The sequence below is a fragment of the Streptomyces sp. CLV115 genome, from assembly GCF_038448545.1.
In the GTDB taxonomy this organism is placed as follows: domain Bacteria; phylum Actinomycetota; class Actinomycetes; order Streptomycetales; family Streptomycetaceae; genus Streptomyces; species Streptomyces sanglieri.
The window spans coordinates 1-23,330 of the sequence record NZ_JBCEWQ010000026.1 but is presented as its reverse complement, the minus strand read 5'-3'; the positions used below and the strand labels follow the sequence as shown (position 1 = coordinate 23,330).

Annotated in this window: 18 protein-coding genes; 13 read left to right on the top strand and 5 right to left on the bottom strand. The window is 72.5% G+C overall.

Going from position 1 to position 23,330, the window contains the following annotated elements; all coding sequences use genetic code 11:
• Positions 1 to 216: 216 nt before the first annotated feature.
• Positions 217 to 1,470, bottom strand: a complete 1,254-nt coding sequence (locus AADR41_RS12400; protein ID WP_342281423.1) for a hypothetical protein — start codon at positions 1,468 to 1,470, stop codon at positions 217 to 219.
• A gap of 383 nt (positions 1,471 to 1,853) precedes the next feature.
• Here AADR41_RS12400 and AADR41_RS12395 point away from each other — a divergent pair, with 383 nt between their 5' ends.
• Entirely contained in the window at positions 1,854 to 4,979 is a 3,126-nt protein-coding gene (locus tag AADR41_RS12395) for an AfsR/SARP family transcriptional regulator (RefSeq protein ID WP_342281422.1), read from the top strand.
• 36 nt (positions 4,980 to 5,015) lie between these two features.
• Here the strand turns inward: AADR41_RS12395 and AADR41_RS12390 are convergent, their stop codons facing one another.
• Positions 5,016 to 5,207 carry a hypothetical protein gene (locus AADR41_RS12390; RefSeq protein WP_342281421.1) on the bottom strand — a complete coding sequence of 64 codons (192 nt, stop codon included), beginning with the start codon at positions 5,205 to 5,207 and terminating at the stop codon, positions 5,016 to 5,018.
• 465 nt (positions 5,208 to 5,672) lie between these two features.
• On the opposite strand from AADR41_RS12390, the gene AADR41_RS12385 reads away from it, so the two are divergent.
• The gene (locus tag AADR41_RS12385) at positions 5,673 to 7,634 is read left to right on the top strand and encodes a S53 family peptidase (protein WP_342281420.1); all 1,962 of its coding nucleotides are present in this window, start codon (positions 5,673 to 5,675) and stop codon (positions 7,632 to 7,634) included.
• A gap of 84 nt (positions 7,635 to 7,718) precedes the next feature.
• Here the strand turns inward: AADR41_RS12385 and ku are convergent, their stop codons facing one another.
• A complete protein-coding gene (ku, locus tag AADR41_RS12380) occupies positions 7,719 to 8,795 on the bottom strand; it encodes a non-homologous end joining protein Ku (protein ID WP_342281419.1) in 1,077 nt (358 codons plus the stop codon).
• A gap of 61 nt (positions 8,796 to 8,856) precedes the next feature.
• Between ku and ligD the strand changes: the two genes are divergently transcribed.
• The 7 genes from ligD to AADR41_RS12345 all read left to right on the top strand — a co-directional run bounded on the left by ligD (position 8,857) and on the right by AADR41_RS12345 (position 17,751).
• Positions 8,857 to 9,753 carry a non-homologous end-joining DNA ligase gene (ligD, locus tag AADR41_RS12375; RefSeq protein ID WP_342281418.1) on the top strand — a complete coding sequence of 299 codons (897 nt, stop codon included), beginning with the start codon at positions 8,857 to 8,859 and terminating at the stop codon, positions 9,751 to 9,753.
• 239 nt (positions 9,754 to 9,992) lie between these two features.
• Positions 9,993 to 12,176 carry a PBS lyase gene (locus AADR41_RS12370; RefSeq protein WP_342281417.1) on the top strand — a complete coding sequence of 728 codons (2,184 nt, stop codon included), beginning with the start codon at positions 9,993 to 9,995 and terminating at the stop codon, positions 12,174 to 12,176.
• Complete coding sequence (locus AADR41_RS12365) at positions 12,173 to 12,496, top strand: zinc-ribbon domain-containing protein (RefSeq protein WP_342281416.1); 324 nt, start codon at positions 12,173 to 12,175, stop codon at positions 12,494 to 12,496. The genes AADR41_RS12370 and AADR41_RS12365 overlap by 4 nt, the downstream gene beginning before the upstream one ends.
• Positions 12,497 to 12,606: 110 nt before the next feature.
• Positions 12,607 to 13,389, top strand: coding sequence for a hypothetical protein (locus tag AADR41_RS12360; protein WP_342281415.1), 783 nt, complete (start codon positions 12,607 to 12,609; stop codon positions 13,387 to 13,389).
• Between the two features lie 53 nt (positions 13,390 to 13,442).
• Positions 13,443 to 14,762: an ATP-binding protein gene (locus tag AADR41_RS12355; RefSeq protein WP_446751023.1), complete on the top strand. Its 1,320-nt coding sequence runs from the start codon at positions 13,443 to 13,445 to the stop codon at positions 14,760 to 14,762.
• A gap of 155 nt (positions 14,763 to 14,917) precedes the next feature.
• Positions 14,918 to 16,297 (top strand): FtsW/RodA/SpoVE family cell cycle protein, encoded by a 1,380-nt coding sequence (locus AADR41_RS12350; protein WP_342281414.1) that lies wholly within the window; start codon positions 14,918 to 14,920, stop codon positions 16,295 to 16,297.
• Positions 16,294 to 17,751 carry a penicillin-binding transpeptidase domain-containing protein gene (locus AADR41_RS12345; RefSeq protein ID WP_342281413.1) on the top strand — a complete coding sequence of 486 codons (1,458 nt, stop codon included), beginning with the start codon at positions 16,294 to 16,296 and terminating at the stop codon, positions 17,749 to 17,751. The genes AADR41_RS12350 and AADR41_RS12345 overlap by 4 nt, the downstream gene beginning before the upstream one ends.
• Positions 17,752 to 17,824: 73 nt before the next feature.
• On the opposite strand, the gene AADR41_RS12340 is transcribed toward AADR41_RS12345, so the two are convergent.
• Both AADR41_RS12340 and AADR41_RS12335 read right to left on the bottom strand, forming a co-directional pair.
• A complete protein-coding gene (locus tag AADR41_RS12340; protein ID WP_342281412.1) occupies positions 17,825 to 18,679 on the bottom strand; it encodes a hypothetical protein in 855 nt (284 codons plus the stop codon).
• 80 nt (positions 18,680 to 18,759) lie between these two features.
• Complete coding sequence (locus AADR41_RS12335; protein WP_342281411.1) at positions 18,760 to 19,881, bottom strand: ferritin-like domain-containing protein; 1,122 nt, start codon at positions 19,879 to 19,881, stop codon at positions 18,760 to 18,762.
• Between the two features lie 178 nt (positions 19,882 to 20,059).
• Between AADR41_RS12335 and AADR41_RS12330 the strand changes: the two genes are divergently transcribed.
• From AADR41_RS12330 to AADR41_RS12315, 4 genes are all read left to right on the top strand, one after another.
• Positions 20,060 to 20,995, top strand: coding sequence for an AurF N-oxygenase family protein (locus AADR41_RS12330; protein ID WP_342281410.1), 936 nt, complete (start codon positions 20,060 to 20,062; stop codon positions 20,993 to 20,995).
• Between the two features lie 88 nt (positions 20,996 to 21,083).
• Positions 21,084 to 21,836 (top strand): TetR/AcrR family transcriptional regulator, encoded by a 753-nt coding sequence (locus tag AADR41_RS12325; protein ID WP_342281409.1) that lies wholly within the window; start codon positions 21,084 to 21,086, stop codon positions 21,834 to 21,836.
• A gap of 17 nt (positions 21,837 to 21,853) precedes the next feature.
• Positions 21,854 to 22,120: a hypothetical protein gene (locus AADR41_RS12320; protein ID WP_342281408.1), complete on the top strand. Its 267-nt coding sequence runs from the start codon at positions 21,854 to 21,856 to the stop codon at positions 22,118 to 22,120.
• Between the two features lie 86 nt (positions 22,121 to 22,206).
• A partial coding sequence (locus AADR41_RS12315; protein WP_446751022.1) for a protein kinase domain-containing protein occupies positions 22,207 to 23,330 on the top strand: 1,124 nt, incomplete at its 3' end.

Genomic DNA, 23,330 nt, shown 5'->3' with positions numbered 1-23,330 from the left:
GGTGACGGCCGGCCAGCGCCGTCGCGGACCGGGGCCCGTCTCCCCCGGCCACCAGCACATCGGCGAGCAGCAGCAGCGGGGACGGGGCGGGCAGCCGGACGCGTACGTGTTCGTCCACGACCGGGGCGCCGGTGGCCGGGTGCAGCAGGGTGACCTCGGTGCGGCGGACCGGCCCCCGGGCCCGGGGGTCCTCGTACAGCGCCACGGTGAGCGCGGTCATCGCACTGCCCCGCCACGTTCGTCGTGCCGCACGCCGAACGGCAGCGGCGCGTGCTCGGCGGCGAGTCGCACCGCGGGGGCCCGCAGGCGCAGCTTGCGGTAGATCAGCGTGCGCATCCGGGTGGCGAACCGGCCGGGTTCGGAGGTGATGCGGTCCGCGATCCGCTCGTACCGCTGCCGCCGGTAGAGCGCCGAGGAGCGGGCGAGCTGGCGGCCGAGCGGCCGGTCGCGGTGCAGCCTGGGGACGAGGGAGGCCAGTTCGGCCACCGGGGATCCCGGGTCCACGTCCGCCTCCGGCGCGCCCGCCATCAGGACGGGGACGCCGGTCATCGATCCGTAGAGCGAGACGGATCCGTGGTCACCGACGATGTAGTCGGCGGCGACGAGGGCGCCGACCCAGTCCGCGTGCTGGCTGATCACGGTGAGGCCCATCCTGCCCAGGGGCGCCAGCCAGCTGCGGATCTGCCAATCCCCGTGGGCGTTCCAGACGTTGGGGTGGAGCAGGAGCGCGATCCGGTGGTCGTCCCGGGGCAGTTCGGTGACCAGCCGTTCCAGTACTTCCGGGCTCTGCCCGAACAGGGAGCGCGGCCCCCAGGTGGAGCAGGCGAGCACCAGTCGCTGCCGGGCCCTGGTGTGCAGTGCCTCGCGGTAGAGCGCCCGCAGCGGCAGGCTCGCGGCGATGCGGTCGAAGCAGGGGTCGCCCACCACCTCCGCCGCGGGCAGCGCCTCGGGGCACTCGCGGCCGAGCCGGGTCAGCTCCTCGTGGTGCGCCAGCACGATCGACTCGGGCACCAGCCTGCCGTCCTGGACCAGCCACTGCCGGTTCAGCCCGTACACCCCGCGCTCCGCGACCTGGCGTCCGCGCTGCCCGGCCGGGACCAGCTTGTTGTGCCCGGCACCGTGCGGCAGCACGATCACCGGGGCATGCAGGTCGTTCAGCCCGCCGTGGGCTGCGGACAGCGCCAGGTCGAAGGGCAGCTGGACCGCCTGGTGCCAGGGCAGGACCAGGCCGCCGAGCTCCGCCAGGAAGTCGTCCACCCCGTGGTTGAACACGTCGGGCGCCGCGGTGAAGAACACCTGCACCCGCGCGTCGCCCTCCAGCAGCCGTACCGCGTCCAGCAGCCGCTGCCCGGCGGTCACCGTATGCACGACGGCCAGCACCCTCCGGCGGATCTGCCGGGTGGCCCAGCGGTCCACGTCCAGACGCATCGGCACATGCGGCCGATGCGTTTCGGCCAATGTCAGACTCATAGAATCGTTCCCCCGATTCCTCGTCCTCGGACCGGTGGCCCCGTCCGAGACGCCGCGTCGTTTCGCGGCGCACGCCGAAGTCATGCCCGACGCGTTTGACGGGTCGCTTGCAGGAATCCTGCACTCCGGGTGCGGGCGGTCGCGGGCGGCTCCGGGGGATCTTCCGGGCGAGGGGAACGGCGGGCGGAGGGTGCGCCCGGTACGCGCCCGTGCGCCCCTGCCTGTTCCCCGCGGCCGGCGCGACATTGGAAGGTCCGGCACACCCGTGCGGGCGCTGCCGTCGGCGGCAGGTAGCAGCGCACCCAGCGGGGGGCGATGTGGAACTTCTTGCTCTGGGACCTCTTGAACTATGGCATCAAGAACAGCAGTGCAGGCTGGGATCGGTGAAAACGCGCTGTGTACTGGCCGTTCTGCTGCACGCGCGCGGTGAACCGGTCTCCATGGACGCGCTGATCGACCGGGTCTGGGGCGACGAACAGCCCGATACGGCCGTGAGCACCATGCAGACCTATGTGTCGAGGCTGCGCAAGCTGCTGCGCGCCTCCGTCGGCGATCTCATCCAGGTGGAGAGCCTGTCGCCGCGCCGGTACCAGCTCCGGATCGACGCATGTACCGAGGTCGACGTCTCGCACTTCCAGCGGCTGCGCGAAGAGGCCCGCGCGGCGGCCGGGCAGGGCAAGCGGGAGCTGGCGATCGGTCTGCTGCGCACGGCGGAGGCCCGGTGGCGCGGCGAGCCGCTGCCCGAGTCCCGGAGCGACTGGGCCGCCTCGGTACGGGGCCGGCTGGTGGAGGACCTGCGCCGGGTGCGGGAGGAACGCATCGGGCTGGAGCTGGAGTTGGGGAGGCACGCCGATCTCGTCGGTGAACTGCAGGGACTGGCGTCGGAGAATCCGCTGGCCCAGCAGGTGATCCACGCGCTGATGCTGGCGCTGTACCGGTCCGGACGGCACGACGAGGCGCTCGCCTTCTTCCGCACCACGCGGGGCCGGCTGCGCGACGGGCTCGGCATCGAGCCCGGTCCGGAGCTCCAGGAACTCCACCGGCGCATCCTCGAACAGGACCGTACGCTCCTGGAGACGGCGGTGAGCGCCGACCGGCAGGCGGGTCCGGGGCCACGCAGCAACCTGCCGCGCGACAGCCGCGACTTCACCGGCCGCGCCGCGGAACTCCGCGTACTGCTGGGCGACTTGATGACACCGGGCGGTTCCGCCCCGCAGGGTTCCGGCCCGCCGGACGGCTCCGCCGCGTACGCGATGCCGCTCACCGTCGTTCACGGCATGCCCGGCATCGGCAAGACCACGCTCGCGGTGCACGCCGCCCACCGGCTCCACGACGCCTATCCGGGAGGCCGGCTCTACGTCGATCTGCACGGGTTCAGCGGGCGGGCGCCGGACGACCCCGCCGAGGCGCTCGCGGTGCTGCTGCGGGCGGCCGGGGCGGGCGGTGATCTGCCGGACTCGCTGGACCAACGGGCGGCACGGTGGCGGGAGTGGACGGCACGTCACCGGGTGCTCGTGGTGCTGGACAACGCGCGGGACGCGGCCCAGGTGCGTCCGCTGCTGCCCGGCGCCGCGACCTGCCGGGCGATCGTGACCAGCCGGAACCGGCTCGCCGGGCTCGACGGCGCCACCTCGCTCCTGGTGGAGGTGCTGTCCGACGAGGAGGCCGCCGCGCTCTTCACCCGGATCGCGGGCACCGGCCGGGTCTCGGCCGACCCCGAGGCGCTCGCGCTCGTGACACGGGCCGGCGGTCACCACCCCCTTCACATCCAGCTGCTGGCCAGCCGCTTCCGGCACCGGAAGTCCTGGAACCTGCGCCATCTGCTGGAGCGGCTGGCCGAGGCGGCCGACCCGCTGGACGAGTTCGACGACGGCGAACTCGTCTCGGTGTTCCGCTTCTCGTACACCGAACTGGCGGGCCCCACCCGTAAGCTGCTGCGCCACCTGGCGCTGCATCCCGGCCCGGACATCACGGTCGCCGCAGCCACGGCGCTCGTCGGCGCGCCCCCGGACGGCGCCCGGATCCGCCGCGCCCTGGACGAGTTGCACGACGTCCACCTTCTTGAGGAGCCGGCCCCGGGCCGGTACCGGCTGCACGATCTCACCAGGGCCTTCGCGCTGCGCATGTTCGCCCAGGCGGAACCGGAGGAGGCCCGGGAGGAGGCCGCGGGAAGGCTGTTCGGCCACTACCTCACCATGGCGCACCACGCCGACCGGCACACCCGGCCGCACCGCCGGAGGCTGCCCCCGGGGCCCGAGTACACCTCGGCGTACGCCACCGGCTTCCGTGACTCCGACGACGCCTCGGCGTGGCTGGCCCGGGAGCGGGCCAACCTCCTGGCGGTCGCCCGTACGGCCGCCGCCGAGGCGCCCGCGTACGCGGCCCTCTTCCCCCATGTGCTGGCGCCGGTGCTCAAGCACTGGGGCACCTGGGCGGTCACGAACGAGCTCTACGGGGCCGCCGTCCACGCCCTTCGCGCGCTCGGCACCCCGTACGCCCTCGCGCAGACGCTGATCGAGGCAGCCGACGTACTGGCGCAGACCGCTCCCGACGAGGCGCTGAGCTGTGCGGGCGAGGCGCTGGAGCTGTTCCGCGGTCTCGGCCACCTGCACGGCTGCGCGGACGCCCTGCTCCAGGCGGGCCGGGCCCATCTGGCGGCAGGGCGTGGAAGTGCGTCACTGCGCGTCCTCGACGAGGCCCTGACCGGGTACCGGCGGGTCGGGGACCGCGAGGGCGAGGCGGGCGCGCTGAACGTCCAGGGCGCGGCGTTCTTCCAGGCGGGCCGCCACGGGGAGGCGCTGGGCAGGGCCCGGGTGATCCTCGCCATCTACGAGGAGACGGGAGATCTGCTCGGGCAGATCCGCGCCCAGAACAACCTGGGCGAGTTCCATCAGAGCCAGGGGCAGTACGAGGAGGCGCTCACCCACTACGAACGCTCGCTGGAGCTGGCGCAGCGGCACGGCGGCCGTCAGGAACTCGACATCCTGGACACCAACATGGGGGCCGTGTACCAGGCGACCGGACAGACCGCGCGGGCCCTGGCCTGCTTCCGGCGTTCCCTGGAGAGCCATCGGGCGCACGGCGACGCCCTGGGCGAGGCCAACACACTGATCAGTCTGGGGACGATGTACGCGGTGACCGGACGCACCGGCGAGGCGCTCGCCCACTTCCGGACGGCCGGGGAGGTGGCCCGCCGGATCGACAGCGGTTACGAGTACATGCGCGCCCTGCTCGGCGCGGCCGACGCCCACCGCGCGTCGGGGCAGTTCAGCACCGCGTCGCAGACGTACGAGCAGGCTCTGACGGCGGCCCGGAGGACCGGTTCCCTGCTCGGCTCGGCGCAGGCCCTCTCGGGCCTGGCGCACACGGCTCTGGACACCCGCCGCTGGGGCCCGGCCCGGCGCCACGGCACCCGGGCGGTGGCGCTGTACCGGCGGCTGGAGGCATGGGAGGAGGCGGACGACCTGCGCCAGCGGCTCCTGGAACACCCCGAGGCGGCCGGCTCCTGAGCCGCTTCGCCCGGGAGCCGGACCTCGGTCAGGCGTCTACCACATCCACTGCTTCGTCTCCGCGCGCGCCATCACGACGCCCGGGCCCCCGGTCGTCGGCTGCTCGACCACGGACCGGAGACCGGAGACCGCTTCGCCCTGCGCATGGGCGAGTCCGCAGACGCCCGGAGCGAAGACGGCGGCAGCGGCGACGGAGACCGCGAGGGTACGGAACCGGTTCTGGTTCATGGTTACAACTTTCTTGCTGAATGCACTACTTGAAGGATCCCCAGCCGATTTGCGGGGGACTCGGCGCGAGACATTACCGGGATCATGACAATGCGTACCAACATATTTTCCGGGCGTTCAACACATGACGACAATGCCCGCCCGCACCTTCGCGATCACCGGCTCGCCCCCCGGTGCGGGCCCCCGGCGTCCCGGGCGATCCACCGCGCGACGGGGTGGTGGTGGCGGGCGCGTACGAGTGCGGTCACGGGCTCCCCCGCGCCGGCCGCCCGCCCGACAAGGCGGCCGCAGCAGCGCATTTCGTAGATTTCCCGGCGAACCGCCCTGCACATTGGCGCACTTGGTCGATTCTTGGCGAGTGCATGCCCCTTACATGAGGCGTTCCTCGCCAGAGTGACGCATTACATGTGCACAACATCCGGCACATGTAATCCACACGCGTAGACCCACATCGCAGGGGGTTGTATGAGAACCAGCCGCGCGAGAAGTCGCGCCGTGCTGAGCATGGCGGCGACGCTGCCACTGCTGGCCGGTGCGCTCGCCCTCGGGATACCGAACGCCAGCGCCGACTCCGCGCCGGGCGGGCGGGACGCGCTGCAGGGCACCAAGCCCGCCTGGGCGACCGCCGGGGCGGACCTGGGAGCCACGTCGGACAGCGGCAAGGTCGGCGTCCGGGTCCATCTGGCCGGGCGGGACGCGAAGGGGCTGGCCGCCTATGCCGCGGCCGTCTCCGACCCGCAGTCCGCCTCGTACCGGAAGTTCCTGAGCGCCGCTCGGGCACAGGCCCGGTTCGGGGCGACCCAGCAGCAGATCGACCAGGTCAGCACGTGGCTGAAGTCGAACGGGCTGACCGTCACCGGCACCAACCGGCACTACGTCTCGGCCACCGGTGAGGTCGCCGCCGCCGAGAAGGCGTTCGGCACCCAGCTGCGCAACTACCGCAAGGGCGGCCACACCTACCGCGCCCCGGCCTCCACCGCCTCCGTGCCCGCCGCGCTGAGCGACGCCGTGCTCGCGGTCTCCGGCCTGGACAACGCGCCGCACAAGTCGAGCCACGACGAGGCGCTGCCGCCGCCGGACGCGGTGTTCCGCAACTCCGGCCCCTTCTCCACGTACTACGGCTCGAAGACCGCCTCGTCGCTGCCCAGCGCCTACGGGACCAGGGCGCCGTACGCCGTGAAGGGGTACACCGGCAGGCAGCTGCGCGCCGCCTACGGTGCGGGACGCTGGACCGGCAAGGGCGTCACCGTCGCGATCACCGACGCGTACGCCTCGCCGACCATCGCGAAGGACGCCGCCGAGTACGCCAGGCGCAACGGCGACGCCCCGTACCGTCGCGGGCAGCTCACGCAGGTGCTGCCGGACGACTACACGAAGACCGAGGAGTGCGGCGCGTCCGGCTGGTACGGCGAGGAGACCCTCGACGTGGAGGCCGTGCACGCGGTCGCGCCCGCCGCCGACATCGTGTACGTGGGCGGCGCCTCCTGCTACGACGCCGATCTGCTGGACTCGCTGAACAAGGTCGTCGACCACCGGCTCGCCGACATCGTCTCCAACTCCTGGGGCGATGTGGAGGCCAATGAGACACCGGACGTCGCGGCCGCGTACGACCAGGTCTTCATGATGGGCGCGATCGAGGGCATCGGCTTCTACTTCTCCTCCGGCGACGACGGCGACAACGTCGCGTCGACGGGTACGAAGCAGATCGACGTGCCGTCCAACTCCGCCTGGGTGACCTCCGTCGGCGGCACCGCGCTGGCCGTCGGCAAGCACGACAAGTACCAGTGGGAGACCGGCTGGGGCACGCTCAAGTCGAGCCTCTCCGAGGACGGGAAGAGCTGGGACGGCTTCCCGGGCGCGTACACCTCCGGCGCGGGCGGCGGCACCAGCTCGTCCGTGAAGCAGCCGTTCTACCAGCGCGGAGTCGTCCCGGACTCGCTCGCTCGGGCGAACGGGAAGCAGCGGATGCGCACGGCCCCGGACATCGCGGCCGTCGCGGACCCGAACACCGGCTTCCTGGTCGGCCAGACCCAGACGCTGCCCGACGGCTCGCTCGGCTACGACGAGTACCGCATCGGCGGTACGTCACTGGCCGCGCCGGTCATCGCCGGTGTCCAGGCGCTCGCGCAGCAGGCCGGGCACGGGCGGCCGCTCGGCTTCGCCAACCCGGCGATCTACGCCCGGTACGGCTCGAAGGCGTACCACGACGTCACCGACCACCCGCTGGGCCCGAACCGGGATCTCGCGGTGGTCCGGGTCGACTACGCCAACGGCGTGGACGCGGCGGACGGTCTGCTGACCTCGCTGCGGGGTCTGGGCAAGGACGCCTCGCTGAAGGCGGTCCGGGGATACGACGACGTGACGGGGGTCGGGACTCCGGCGGCCGGATACGTGGACTCGTACCGCTTCCCGTTCCGCAGGCACTGAGCCACCGGTCCAAAACCGACGGCCGTCCAGGAGCACTGTCTCCGGGGCGGCCGTCGGCCGTGTGCCCGGGGCGTGTCCGGCGGATCAGGCCGAGGCACGCTTGCGGGGGGACGCCTTCTTCGCCGCCGGCTTCGGGTCCGCCTTCGCGGTGGTCTTCTTCGCCGCCGTCCCGGCGCCGGTCCGGCCGGCCGACTTCTTCGTCGACCGCGCGGCGGTCTTCTTGGCGGGTGCCCGGCCGGACGCGGGCTTCTTCGCGGCGGCCTTCTTCTTGGTGGCGGCGGTGGCCTTCTTCTTCGCCCCGGTGCCGCCGGACTTCTTTCGCCCACTGAGGGAGGTGACCTCGGCGACCGGAGCGTCCGCCGCCTCCTCGGCCGCCGGTTCCTCGCCGCGGGCCTCCTTCGCCGCCCGGACGCTGCTCTCCAGGGCCGCGATCAGGTCGATGACCTTGCCGCCGGAGTCGTCCGCCGCGGCGGGCTCCGGGGTCCGGCCGTCCGCCTTCGCGGCGATGAGCTCCTCGACCGCCTCGCGGTAGTCGTCGTGCAGCGAATCCATGTCGACCTCGCCGAGGGTGTCCATCAGCGCGTCGGCCAGGTCGAGTTCGGCGTCCCGGACCGTGACCTCGGCCTCCGGCGCGACGCCCTCGGGACTGCGGATCTCGTCCGGCCAGAGCAGGCCGTGCATGGCGATCACGTCGTCGACCACCCGGAGCATGCCCAGCCGCTCGCGGCCGCGCAGCGCGTACTTCGCCAGGGCGACCTTCTGGCTCCGCTTCAGCGCCTCACGGAGCAGGGTGTACGGCTTGGCCGCCGGAACTCCGTTGGCGGAGAGGTAGTACGCCGCGTCCATCTGGAGCGGGTCGATCGAGGTGGCCGGTACGAAGGCCACGATCTCGATCGTCTTCGCCGTGGGCAGCGGCAGCGAGCCGAGGTCCTCGTCGGTGATCGGGATCATCGAGCCGTCGGCCTCCTCGTACGCCTTCCCGATCTCGCCGGCGGACACCTCCTGCTCGTCGATCTCGCAGACCTTCCGGTAGCGGATCCGGCCGCCGTCGGCGAGATGGATCTGGCGGAAGGAGACCGAGTGGTTCTCCGTGGCGTTGACCAGCTTGATGGGGATGCTGACCAGCCCGAAGGAGATGGCACCGTTCCAGATGGACCTCACCGTTCACCCCTTGTGTCCGCATGAATACCGTTGAGTCCGCAAAACGTGTGATTCTTATCGTATGACGCCGATCACAGAGGTGGCAGGGCGACGGCTGACGCTCAGCAATCTCGACAAGGTGCTGTATCCGGCCACCGGGACCACCAAGGGCGAGGTGCTGCACTACTACGCGGCCACGGTCGCGGAGCCCCTGCTCACCCATCTGCGCGACCGGCCGGTGTCCTTCCTGCGCTATCCCGACGGGCCGGACGGGCAGCGCTTCTTCACCAAGAATCCGCCGCCCGGTACGCCGTCCTGGGTACGGACCGCCGCGGTGCCGCACCGCGAGGACAGGAAGGCCAGGCAGGTGGTCGTGGCGGATCTGGCCTCGCTGATGTGGGCGGCGAACCTGGTGGTGGAGTTCCACACCCCGCAGTGGCGGGCCGGCGCGCCGGGGATCGCCGACCGGATGGTGTTCGACCTGGACCCGGGTGCGCCCGCGACGGTCGTGGAGTGCTGTGCGGTGGCGCGGTGGCTGCGCGGGCGGCTGGCGGCGGACGGACTGTGCGCGTACGGGAAGACGTCCGGATCGAAGGGGCTGCACCTGCTCGTACCGCTGGAGCCGACTCCGTCCGAACAGGTGTCGGCGTACGCGAAGGAGCTGGCGGTCCGGGCGGAACAGGACCTCCCCGGACTGGTCGTGCACCGGATGAAGCGGGCGCTGCGGCCGGGGAAGGTCTTCGTCGACTTCAGCCAGAACGCGGCGGCGAAGACCACCGCCACCCCCTACACGCTGCGCGCCCGGCCCGAACCGACCGTGTCAGCGCCGGTCACCTGGGCGGAGATCGAGCGGTGCCGGACCCCCGGCGAGCTGGTCTTCCCGCTGGACGCGATGGGGGCGCGGCTGGAACGGTACGGGGATCTGCTCGGGCCGCTGGCCGACCCGGACCGGGCCGGGCGTCTGCCGGCCGCCCGGTAGCGGCTCCTCCCCCTCCCCCGCCGGTGCCGCCCGGCCGGAATCCTCTCCGGCCCCCGCCGGGTGTCCTGCTGTCGTCCCGTCACCGGAAGCGGCATTCTCGACGGTCCGCCGATAGCGCATGGCACGTCCCTTTGTCATGCTCGCCAGGAAAAGACCGCATGTGGCGGGCGGATCGTCCGACCGGTGGTGCACACTCCTCGCAGACACTGCTTCGTTGAAATGCGTGGGGAGGCGATGGGGTGTTCGCAGGGATCGATGAGGTCGACTGGGCCTCGATGGAGCACGCCTACGGGCCGGCCGGTGATGTGCCTGCGATGCTGTGGGGTCTCGCGTCCGCGGATCCGGCGGAGCGCGAGGCGGCGCTGGACGGGATGTACGGGGCGGTTCACCACCAGGGTGATGTGTACGCCTGCACGCTGGCCAGCATTCCTTTTCTCTTCGAGCTGGTCGTGGATCCGGGCATCCAGGACCGGGGCAGCATCGTCGAACTTCTCACCAGCATCGGCGGTATCGATCTGGACGAGGACGACGAGGCCGAGATCGACGAGGACGAGATCGAGGGCGCGGCCAACTACGCGATGGCGGCGACCGCCGTCACCGCGGGCGCCGGGGTCTTCTTCGAGCTGATGGCCGACGAGGACCCGGGGGTACGGCTCAACGCGCCCCTGGCGCTCGCCGCGCTGCACGGCCATCCGGACAGGGTGCTCGCGCTGCTGCGGGAGCGTCTGCCGATCGAGCCGGACGAGGAGGTGCGGCTCGCCCTGGTGGAGGCCGCGGGGCGGGTCGCCCTGCGCCACCGGGCACTGGCCGGTCAGGCGGCGGCGTGGCTGAGCAGGCTGGCCGGCGAGGGGTTCTGGCCGGGGCTGCGGCTGGCCGCGCTGGCCCAGCTGGCCCGGTGCGCACCGGACGCGCTGCCCGGCGATGTCGTGCGGGTGGTGACGGGGCTGCTGCGGCAGCTGCGCTCGGTACCCGCGCGCCGGTCCGCCACCGCCCCCGCGGTCGACGCGCAGAGCGGTGCGGCCGCTTCGGCCGAGGCGGTCGCGGCCGTCGACGCGTATCCGGACGCGGCCGGGGAGCCGCCCGCCGAGGAGCGGGTCGCGCCGGTGGCCCGGGTGGGCCGGTTGCGGGCGCTGCCCGACGAGGAGGCCCCGGTGCCCACCGCTCCCTGGACGGCGGACCTGCTGCGCACCCTGCACGTCGGGCTCGACGACCGGGTCGCCGAGCGGACCGCGCTGCTGACGGATCAGCTGCGCAGCCCGGACCGCAGACAGCGGATCGACGCGCTGCGGATGTGCAGCGGGCTGATCCGGACCTGGCGGGGCTCGTACGAGGAGCTCGTCCGGCTGGTCGGTGAGCAGCTCGCCACCCCCGAGCCACGGCTGGCCGAGGCCGCCTCGCAGGTGCTGGAGGAGCTCTTCGGGCTCGCCGCGCCCGCCGCGGACGCGCTGGCGGCACGGGTGGCGGCGGATCCCGGGGCCTGGGTGCAGGACTGGCCGAGCGGGCCGCCGGCGCTGGGCAGTGCGGTGAAGGCGCTGGCCCGGCTGGGCGACGCCCGCGCCGTGCCCGCGCTGGCCGCCGCGCTGGAGCGGCCCGAGGTGCCGCACGACGTGGGCTTCGCCATCGGCTTCCTGGGGGCGGCGGCGGCCCCGCTGGCCGGGGCGCTGCGCCGCCGGCTCGGCGAGGTCCCGCTGGACGGGCGGCTGCACGACCGGGCGGGCCCGCTGCTCACCGGCCTGGCCGCGCTGCGGGCGGACGAGGCGCTGCCGGAGGTCTTGCGGGTGCTGCGCGGGGCGCCGGAGTACCGGGGCGAGTGGCTGCGTACCGAGGCGCTGCGGGCGCTCGGTTCGTTCGGGCCGGCGGCGCGCGGTGTCCTGCCCGAGCTGCGGGCGCTGCTGCGGAGCCCCGGGGCCACCCCGGCGACCGAGATCGCGAAGGCCCTGTGGGCGGTCGAGGGTGACGCCGATGCCGTGCTGCCGGTGCTGATCGAGGGGCTGCGGGCGGAGCGGGTGCACGAGGTCCGGTCGGCGGTGAACGCGCTGGGCGGGCTGGGGGTGCGGGCCGCGGTGGTCGCTCCCCGGCTGCGGGCGCTGCTGGGCCACGGCGAACAGTGGCTGCGGGTGGACGCGGCGATCGCGCTGTGGGACGTGTCCGGGCGGGCCCAGGAGTCCGTGCCGGTGCTCCTGGCGGACTGGGAGAAGAACCATCATGTGCGCATCCGGGTGGCGGAAGGCCTGGCGCGGATGGGTGCCGCTGGTGCAGGGTCGGATGCGGCACGCGTACTGCGCGCCGAACTCACCTCCGTACGCCGTCACAACGCGATGGACGGCGTGTTCGGCAGCCACGACACATACGAGGACGAACAGCTGCTGGCGCTCTGCAGGCAGGCGCTTCTGCGGGACACGGGGAAGGGATCCACAACATGATCATTTTCGGTACGCGCGGCTATCTGTACCAATTGGCGATACTGACGCTGGTCTGCGGCTGGTGCGGCAACCCGGCCGCGCACACGCTGCGCAAGAGGGTCACGAAGTTCACGCTGTTCTTCGTGCCGCTCTTCCCCTTCTCGACGAAGTTCGCGACCCAGTGCACGTTCTGCGGCGGTGAGCAGCAGATCCCCAAGGAGCAGGCCGAACAGCTGCTGGCCCAGCACGCGGCCGCCCAGCAGGGCAATCCGTACGGACAGCAGCAGGGCCGGCCGGGTTACGCGCCGAACGGGCAGGGCCAGAACCCGTACCAGGGCTGATCGGCACCTCAGCGGGAGCGCACCGAATAAACATTATTCGAATATGAACGGGCATAACGGACTCCCTTCCGAATAAGGTCATGAGAACTGGACCTCCGGAAGGGAGAGTCATGCGTCCGCGTCGCCGGGTACGGTGCCGCACGGCGGTGGCCCTCGGGGCCGTCGCCGGCCTGGCGCTGCTGACCGGCTGCGGCAGCGGCGGCGGGCTGCGGAGCGCCGGACGGACCCCGGACGCGGTGGGGCCCGCCAGGCTCTGGCCCTGGCTGCCGCCCGCCTCGGCCGCCCCGTACGACTACGGCGAGGGCGAGACCGCGCGCATCCCCGGCATCGAGATGCCGGACGGCGATGTGCACCGGCTGGATCCGGTGGCGGTGGTGCGGGCGGGACTGACGGCCCGGCCCGCCCGGTCCAGCGGCACGGCAGACCTGCCCGCCGACACTGTGAAGCAGATCAACGCCTGCCGGACCGAACCGGCTTCCTGTCCGGTGCTCCGGCCCTACTTCCGTGATCTGACGGGCGACGGCAGGGACGAGATGGTGCTCGGCATCCGGCTGGCCGACCACCAGCTCTCCGTACGGGTCTACATGCCTCAGTCGGGCGGGCTGACCCGGATCCTGTCCACCTCGGACGCGGTGATCAGCGTCGAGCTGGCCGGACGGGACCTGATCATGCGGGCGCCTTCGGCGATCACCGGGTACGAGTACCGCACCGCCTGGTCCTGGGACGCCCGGCAGCGGGCGATGCTGCCGACCCAGGACGAGATCCAGCGGATCCCGTCGTCCCGGGCGCAGCGGCCGAGCCCCTCGGCCACCGCACCGCCCACCCGGCCGACCGCCGCGCCCGTCTCCCCCACCGCGGCACCGTCCGCCGGGATCTCCGCGGAGCGCCGGTGAGACGGCCGGGCCCCGGCGGAAGCGGACGGGCAGCACGGTGGCGGCGCCCCCGGGTGCCGGCCTGGGCGGCGACGCTCACCTGGAAGTCGGCCGTCTTCCTCACCGTGATGTGCTGCGCGCTGGCCGCGTTGCTGGGCGCGCTGGTGCACGCCGGGGTGACTCACGAGACCGTCGACCGGGCCCGCGAGAAGGCCCTGTCCCGGCTGACGGACGTCACCGCCGCGTACGAGACCGGCGAGGCGCTGCCGCCGGGCTCCGGCATCGATCCGCCCGGGCTGCCGGCCGCCCTGCGCGCGCTGGCCGCCGGGGGCCGGCGCGGCACGCTCGTCGGCGAGCACGACGGGCGTCCGGCCATGTGGGCGGCGGGCCCGGCGGACGGCCGCGCGCTGGCCACCCAGGTGGACTACACCCAGAGCGCCCGCACCATCGACAGCCTCGACGGGGCGATCCTCGTCTCCTCCCTGCTGGCCATCTGCGCCACCCTGCTGGTCGGAGTCTTCGCGGTCACCCGGGTCACCCGGCGGCTGCACCAGACGGCCCGGGTGGCCCGCCGGATCAGCGCCGGTGACCTCGACGCCCGGGTCCGCGACCCCCGTACGGCGGACCCCTCGCGCCCGCAGGACGAGGTCGCGATCGTCGCCGGGGCGCTGGACACGATGGCGTCCACGCTCCAGCGCAAGCTCCAGACCGAGCAGCGTTTCACCGCCGATGTGGCGCACGAACTGCGCACCCCGCTGACCGGCCTCTCGGCCGCCGCCGAACTGCTGCCGCCGGGACGGCCGTCCGAGCTGGTGCGGGACCGGGTACGGGCGATGCGGGCGCTGACGGAGGACCTGCTGGAGATCTCCCGGCTCGACGCCCGTACGGAAGCGGTCGATCTCGATGTGTACGAACTGGTGCCGCTGGTCGAGCGGGTGGTGCGCGCGTCCGGGACCGGCACCGCGATCCGTGTCGGCCCCTCGGCGGGCGCCGCGCGCGTACGCGTCGTGACCGACAGGCGGCGGCTGGAACGGGTGCTGGGCAATCTGATCGCCAACGCGCACAAGCACGGCCGGCCCCCGGTGGTGCTGACGGTCGACGGGCCGGTGGTGACCGTACGCGATCACGGCCCGGGTTTCCCCGACTACCTGCCGGCCGACGGCCCGCAGCGGTTCCGCACCGAACCCGGCGGCAAGGGGCACGGACTCGGGCTGACCATCGCCGCCGGGCAGGCGGAGGTGATCGGCGCCGGTCTGGAGTTCCGCAACGCCCGGGACGGCGGGGCGGTGGCCCAGGTGACACTGCCCGAGCACACCGGCCCGGACGGCGGGACGCCGGAATCCGGCACGGGCACCGGCACCGGCACGAAGTCCGCGCCCGGCCGGGAGCAGTGACGGACCGCCGGAGCGCACACCGGCCACCCCTCGCACCGTCCACCACCGCACACCGACCGCCCCCGGACCGCGGCCGGCCGTCCGCCGCCGCACCGCCGGACATACCTGCTACGACATAAGGGAAATAGCCACCAGCTCTTGCTACGTTTCCTGGCATGACCGCAACGACGGCGGACTCGCCCCCGCCCGATCTACGTCTGCCCAAGCGGCGCGGAGTCGAGTTGCTGCTCCTGATCGGGGCCGTCCTCATCTCCGTCTACGGCTACGCCGCCGTCGGCCTGGCCAAGAACAACGCGGTCCCGCCCGACGTGGCCGGCTACGGCGCGGGCCTCGGGCTGCTCGCCCTCCTCGCCCATCTCGCGGTCCGCTTACGCGCCCCGTACGCCGATCCGCTGCTGCTGCCCATCGCCGTACTGCTCAACGGACTGGGCCTGGTGCTGATCTACCGGCTCGACCTGGAGACGCCGAGGGACCAGGCGGCCCCCACCCAGCTGGTCTGGTCCACGCTCGGGGTGGCGCTGTTCATCGCGGTGGTGGTCCTGCTGCGCGACCACCGGGTGCTCCAGCGGTACGCGTACCTCTCGGTCGCCACCGCGCTGGTCCTGATGATCGTGCCGATCTTCTTCCCGGCGGTGAACGGCGCCAAGATCTGGATCCGGGTCGGCGGATTCTCCTTCCAGCCGGGCGAGTTCGCCAAGATCCTGCTCGCGGTGTTCTTCGCCGCGTACCTCGCCGCGAACCGCAACGCGCTCGCCTACACCGGCCGCCGGATCTGGCGGCTCCAGCTCCCCACCGGCCGGGTGCTCGGCCCGATCGTGGCGATCTGGCTGCTGAGCGTCGGCGTGCTGGTTCTGGAACGCGACCTGGGCACCTCGCTGCTCTTCTTCGGCCTCTTCGTGATCATGCTGTACGTGGCCACCGGCCGGACCGGGTGGATCGCGGTGGGCCTGCTGCTCGCGGCGGTCGGCGCGTTCGTCGTCGGCTCCCTCGAACCGCATGTGCACAGCCGGGTCCAGGACTGGCTCGACCCGTTCGCCTCCATCGACGCCGGCCAGGGGCCCGGCCAGCTGGCCCAGTCGCTGTTCGCGTTCGCCGCGGGCGGGATGCTGGGGGCCGGGCTGGGCCTCGGCCACTCCATCCTCATCGGCTTCGCCGCCAAGTCCGACTTCATCCTGGCGACCGCGGGCGAGGAGCTCGGACTGACCGGGCTGACCGCGATCTTCCTGCTGTACGCGCTGCTGGTGGCACGCGGCTACCGGGCCGGGCTCGCCCTGCGCGACCCCTTCGGGCGGCTGCTCGCGATCGGTCTCGCCTCGATCCTGGCGCTCCAGGTGTTCGTGATCGCGGGCGGGGTGATGGGGCTGATCCCGCTGACCGGCATGGCGATGCCGTTCCTCGCCCAGGGCGGTTCGTCCGTCGTCACCAACTGGATCATCGTGGCGCTGCTGATCCGGGTCAGCGATCTGGCCCGAAGACCGCAGCCCGGCCAGGTGGAGACCGGCATCATCGCGCCGATCGCGCGGGACGAGCGGTGATCCGCTACATCCGGCGGGCCGCCGCGCTCCTGCTGGTGCTGCTCGTGGCGCTGCTGCTGAACGCCGCCCGGATCCAGGTCCTCGACGCCGACAGCCTGGACAACAACCCCGCCAACCGCCGCCTCACGATCGCCCGTTACGACCAGCCGCGCGGCAACATCCTGGTCGGCGGCAGGTCCGTGACCGGTTCGAAGGACACGGGCGAACAGCTCAAGTACGAGCGCACCTACCGCAACGGCCCGCTGTACGCGCCGGTGACGGGCTACGCCTCGCAGACGTACGGCACGACCCTGATCGAGAACGCCGAGGACTCCGTCCTGTCCGGCACCGATCCGATGCTCGCCCCGTTCCCGCTGTGGAACGAGATCACCCGCAGCCGGCAGCCCAGCGGCAACGTCGTGACGACCGTCAAGGACTCGATGCAGCGGGCCGCGTACGAGGGGCTCGGCGGCCGGCGGGGCGCGGTCGCCGCCGTCGAACCGTCCACCGGGAAGATCCTGGCGCTGGTCTCGACCCCCTCGTACGACCCCGGCCTGCTCTCGGGCACCGGCCCGTCCGTCACCGACGCCTGGGAGCGGCTGAACGCGTCGAAGAGCCTGCCGATGCTCAACCGGGCGATCCGGCAGACCTATCCGCCGGGCTCCACCTTCAAGATCGTGACCGCGGCGGCGGCGCTCGACGCGGAGGTCGTCACCGATCCCGACGCGGACACCGGCACCCCGTCGCCGTATGTGCTGCCGGGCACGTCGACCACGCTGCCCAACGAGTCGCGGGGCTGCGAGAAGGCCTCGCTCGCCGAGGCGATCCGGGTCTCCTGCAACACCGTGATGGCGGACCTCGGGGTACGGGTCGGCCTCAAGGGCATGGTGGACGCGGTAGGGAAGTTCGGCTTCAACGACACCGGGCTGCGGATCCCCTCGGGCGTGGCGAAGAGCAACTTCGACACCGAGATGACCGACGACCAGCTGGCGCTGTCGTCGATCGGGCAGTTCGACACGACGGCGACCCCGCTCCAGATGGCGATGGTGGCGTCCGCCGTGGCCAACGGCGGTGACCTCATGCACCCCTACCTGGTCGACCGCACGACCACCCGCGGCTCCACGACCGTCCACCAGAACGGTTCGCACACCTACCACCGGGCGATGAACCCGCGCACGGCGATGCAGCTGCGGGAGATGATGGTGGACGTCGTGGAGAACGGCACCGGGTCCAATGCCGCGATCGACGGGGTCACGGTCGGCGGCAAGACCGGCACCGCCCAGCACGGCATCGACAACTCGGGCCGCCCGTACGCCTGGTTCATCTCCTGGGCGCAGGAGCCGGGTTCGGCGCAGCCGGCCGTCGCGGTCGCGGTGGTCGTCGAGGACGCGGCGGCGAACCGGGCGGACATCAGTGGCGGCGGCAGCGCGGCCCCGATCGCCCGTTCCGTCATGGCGGCGGCGCTGGGCGGCTGACCGTACCGCGGCGGCGCGGAGGCCTTGCGGCGCCCGGCCCGCCGCCCACCGTGGGCCGCGGGCCGCGGGCCGGTCAGCCGATCGGCTTGCGCGCCTCGGACCGGACCTTGGCGGTGTCCGCCGCCAGCTGCGTCAGGTCGATGGCGTCGGGAGCCTTCACCGCGGTCTCGGGCGTGATCACGGCGACCATGGCCCCGGTGTTCCCGTCGCCCCAGGCGCACATGGGGAAGCTGGTCGTCGTGCCGTTCGTCTTCTGCTGCAGGACCTGGCACTCGACCGTGATGCCGTATCCGTCGGGGGTGAACTTCCTGGCCGGTACGGCAAGGGTCGCGCCGTCCGCCTCCGCGGCCCCCGAGAGCATCTTGCGCCGGGCGAACTCGGGGCTCTTCAGCTGCCCCCACATCCCCGACAGCACCAGCGCGCCGCCCTTGGCGGAGGTGTACTGCGCGACCACCGCCTTCGGGTTCCGGATGCTGGGGTCGTAGGTGTTCTCGATCTCCTTGCCCTTGTCCCGCGACATGTCGGTGGTCAGCGTGAACTCACCGTCCAGCAGCTTCTGCTCGGCCGTGAGCCGGTACTCCGACGGCGGGAACCCGCCGTCGGCGACCGACTTGCCGATGTCCATCAGCTTGAAGGCGGCGAAGCCGAGACCGCCCACCACCGCGAGTACGGCGACGGTGATCCCGACGACGAGTCCGGTCCGCTTCTTCTTCGGCGGCTGCGCGCCGGGCCATCCGGGCACCCCCGGCTGTCCGGGAACCCCGGGCTGCCCCCATGCTCCCTGCGGCGGGAGTTGCTGCTGCGGAGGCCCGTACGCGGGCTGCTGCGGGTAAGAGCCGTACGGGGGCTGTGACTGCGGAGGTCCGTACGGCCCCTGGGGCTGGGGAGGTCCGTACGGGCCTTGGGGCGGCTGCGGCGGCATGCTCATGGCACCACGGTACGTCACACATGCGAACGCGAATTCGACCCCGGTGGGTTCGGCTCGACGGCTCCCGCCACCGCTTCGGTTCACCGGTCCCCGGACGCGCCCGGCCCGCCCTGCGCTATCGCCTCCTCGACCTCGGCGACCCGGGCCCGCTCCTCCTCCGCGAAGCGGTCCCGGTCCAGTTGTTCGGCCATCTCCTCGTCCTGGGCCATCAGCAGGTCCAGGTTGGAGTCGCCGAGGTCGAAGACGCCCATGTCGACGTAGGCCTTCTGGAGCCGTTCGCCCCACAGGCCGATGTCCTTGACGCACGGCACTATCCGGCTGAACAGCAGCTTGCGGAAGAGCTGGAGGAACTCCGAGTGCTCGGAGAGGTCCTTGGCCTCCTGCTTGGCGATGCCGAAGTTCTCCAGCACCTCGACACCGCTCAGCCGGTCCCGCATCAGGTAGCAGCCCTCGATGACGAACTCTTCGCGCTCGCGCAGTTCGGCGTCGCTCAGCTGCTTGTAGTAGTCGCGCAGCGCCATCCGCCCGAACGCGACGTGCCGGGCCTCGTCCTGCATGACGTACGCGAGGATCTGCTTGGGCAGCGGTTTGGTGGTGGTGTCGCGGATCATGCCGAAGGCGGCCAGCGCCAGCCCCTCGATGAGGACCTGCATCCCGAGGTAGGGCATGTCCCAGCGGGAGTCGCGCAGGGTGTCGCCGAGCAGCCCCTGGAGGTTGTCGTTGATCGGGTAGAGCATCCCGACCTTCTCGTGCAGGAACCGGCCGTATATCTCCGCGTGCCGGGCCTCGTCCATGGTCTGGGTCGCGGAGTAGAACTTGGCGTCCAGGTCGGGGACGGACTCCACGATCCTGGCCGCGCAGACCATGGCGCCCTGCTCACCGTGGAGGAACTGGCTGAACTGCCAGGAGGTGTAGTGCCGGCGCAGCTCGCCCCGGTCCTTCTCGGTCATCTTCGCCCAGTGCGGGGTGCCGTACAGGGTCAGGGCCTCGTCGGGGGTGCCGAGCGGGTCGGTGGGGTCGACCTCCAGGGACCAGTCGATGCGCTTGTTGCCGTCCCACTGCTTGTCCTTGCCCTTCTGGTAGAGGGCGAGCAGGCGTTCGCGGCCGTCGTCGTAGTCCCAGCTGAAGCGGGCGGCGCCGGAGGCGGGTACCCGCCACGAGGGTGCGTCGGGGGCGGTGGTGTAGAGGTCGTGTGTCGACACGGACGGCTCCTTCGCCTGGCATGTTTCGGCAATCCCCTTGGCGGTTGCGTCAGTTGGCAGGTTCACACGTTGGTAGACGCCGGGTCAACAAGTCGTGCGCCAGGGATTGACGGCCTTACTGACGAGGAGTCTCATAAGGAGTGACCGTCGGTAACCCAGGTGTGAGGTGCCTCCAGCCATGACCCCAGTGACCGAACTCGACGTCCAGCTGCTGCGCGACGCGCTCGGCCCGCTCCGGGACCGCGAACAGATCGCCGAGCGGCTGCTCGACTCCTCGGCCAAGCACTCCTTCGACCCGGACAAGGAACTCGACTGGGACGCGGCAATCGAGGACGGCAAGTGGTTCTGGCCGCCCGAGCTGGTCTCGCTCTACGACACCCCGCTGTGGCGGAAGATGTCCGAGGAACAGCGGATGGACCTGTCCCGGCACGAGGCGGCGTCGCTGGCCTCACTGGGCATCTGGTTCGAGATCATCCTCATGCAGCTGCTGGTCCGGCACATCTACGACCGGCCGGTCACCAGCAACCACGTCCGCTACGCGCTCACCGAGATAGCCGACGAGTGCCGGCACTCGATGATGTTCGGCCGCATGATCACCTGGGGCGGGACGCCCGACTATCCGGTGCCGCGCGTCTATCACAACCTCGCGCGGGTACTGAAGACCGTCTCCACCACCCCCGGTTCGTTCGCCGCGACCCTGCTCGGCGAGGAGATCCTCGACTGGATGCAGCGGCTGACCTTCCCGGACGAGCGGGTCCAGACGCTGGTGCGGGGCGTGACCCGCATCCATGTCGTCGAGGAGGCGCGACACGTTCGCTACGCCCGCGAGGAGCTGCGCCGCCAGATGGTGACCGCCCCGCGCTGGGAGCGCGAGCTGACCCGGCTGAGCTGCGGCGAGGCGGCCCGGGTCTTCTCGGTCTGCTTCGTCAACCCGCGGGTGTACGAGAACGTCGGCCTGGACCGCCACGAGGCCGTCGCCCAGGTGAAGGCGAGCGGCCACCGGGCGGAGGTCATGCAGTCGGGCGCGAAGCGGCTGACGGACTTCTTCGACGACATCGGGGTGCTGAACGGGGTGGGGCGCAGGCTGTGGAAGCGCTCGGGTCTGCTGGCCTGAGCCGGCCGCCCCGGGGCGCGGCTCGCTCGGGGTCTTTCGTCAGGACGGGCCCGGCCCGATCCGAACGAGAGGCCCTAGGCTTTGACGCATGACCTCTGCTGCCGCCACCGCGCCGCCGGCCCGCGCGTACCGAAGGCTGAGCGTCGAGGAGCGCCGCACCCAGCTCCTCGGTGCGGCCCTCACCCTCTTCGCCCACCGGGCCCCCGACGAGGTCTCGCTCGACGAGGTCGCGACGGTCGCCGGGGTGTCCCGCCCGCTCGTCTACCGCTACTTCCCGGGCGGGCGCCAGCAGTTGTACGAGGCGGCGCTGAGGTCCGCCGCCGAGCAGCTGATCCTGTGCTTCGGCGAGCCGCCGGTGGGCCCGCCCACCGAGCGGGTGACGCGGGTGCTAGACCGCTACCTCGCCTTCGTCGACGAGCACGACACCGGTTTCAGCGCGCTGCTGCGCGGCGGCTGTGTCGTCGAGACCTCCCGCACGTCGGCGATCGTCGACGAGGTGCGGCGGGCGGCGGCCGAGCAGATCCTGCTGCACCTGGGCAGGGAGGGGACGGCGCCGGGCCCCAGGCTGCGGATGATGGTGCGCACCTGGATCGCGGCCGTCGAGGCGGCGTCGCTGATCTGGCTGGACGAGGGGAAGCGGCCCGACGCGGCGGAGCTGCGCGACTGGCTGGTGGACCAGCTGATCGTGCTGCTGGCCGCCACGGCGGCGACGGACCGGGAGACCGCCTCGGCGGTGGCGGCGCTGCTGCCGCTGGAGACCGCCGGGGGTCCGGCGGGGCGGCTGGCACAGCGGCTGGTGCCGGTGCTCGGCGAGGCGGCCCATCTGCTCCCCGAGAGCTGATCGGTCAGACTGAAGGCGTGCGAAGCGAGAACACCGCCTTCACGGGCGGCCCCCTGGACGGGCGGGTACTGCCCGTCCTCGTCGGCCCGACCGGACATCCGCCGAAGTGGTACGAGGTCCCGGTGCCGGCCGCCGACGGCAGGCCGGCCACCGTGTACGCGTACCGCAGGGTTCCGGCCGGTCACAGCAAGCGGCTCGGGCTGCCGCGCGGCTGGGTGTACGAGTACGCCCCCGGCGGCCGCGAGCGGCACAGCCCCAAGTGGCCCTGGTCGAAGCCGGACTGAGGGTACGGGGCAGGGTGGGGAGGCGGGCCACTCGGTCTAAGATCGACGCTCCGGTGCTCTGGCACGGTCAGCGAGGGGGGTGCGCCATGGAGGCGCTGCGTCAGGACGATCCACGCCGCTTCGGCCCGTACACCGTGCTGGCACGGCTGCGCGAGACCGCGAGCGCCGTTCAGTACCTCGCGCACGCCGCGACCGCGCCGGACGCGGTGGTGATCACCGCCGCCCGGCCCGAACTCGCCGCGCTGCCCGCCTTCCGGCGCCGTTTCCAGGCGGAGGCCGACACCGCGGACCGGCTGACCGGCGACCGGGCCCGGCCGAAGCCGGCCGTGGCGGACGACACCCCGAGCGACGCCGCGGACGAGTCCCCGGACGAGGACCTGCTGTGGACCGCGGGCCCGTACGTACCCGCACTGACACTCGCCGAGGCGATCGGTACCACCGGACCGCTGCCCGAGCGTGCGGTGCGGATACTGGGCGCGGGCATCGCCGAGACCCTCTCCCGGGCGCACGCCACCGGAGCCGTGCTCCAGGGCCTCGCTCCCCGGACGGTGCTGCTCGCCGGGGACGGACCGCGTCTCACCGCGTTCGGCCCGCTGGGCGCGGCGGCCGCCGCCGAGGCCCGGCCCGGCGGCCAGTTGTCCGTACGGCTCGGCTATCTGACTCCGGAACAGGTGGCGGGCGAGGAGCCCGGACCGGCTTCCGACCTCTTCGTGCTGGGCCTGCTGCTGGCGTACGCGGCGACCGGCACCACCCCGCTCGCCGACGGTCCGGCCGCCGAGGGCGCCGAGCGGATCGCCCGCACCGCGCCCGAACTCGGCGCGGTTCCAGAGGAGTTGCGCGACCTGGTCGCCCGCTGCCTGGAGAAGGCCCCGGCCGACCGGCCGAGCGCCGGAACGGTGGCGGCCGAGCTGGCCCTGGAGGGTGCGGCGGGCATGGCGAAGGGCGGCTGGCTGCCGGAGGCGCTGGCGGCCGCGGTGGCGGAGCAGGGGGCACGGGCACGGGAGGCGGTCGCCTCCGGCCGTCCGATCGAGGAACCGGCGGACGGATCGGTGCCCGCATCCTCCGAGGGCCCGGCCGAGGGTCCTGCCGACGCCCCGGTCGGCGCCCCGGTGGATGCCCCGGCCGACGCCGCGGCCGAGGGCCCGGTCGACGCCCCGCCGGGCGAGCCGGTCGACACACCGCCGGGCGCACCGACCGACAGGCCCATCCC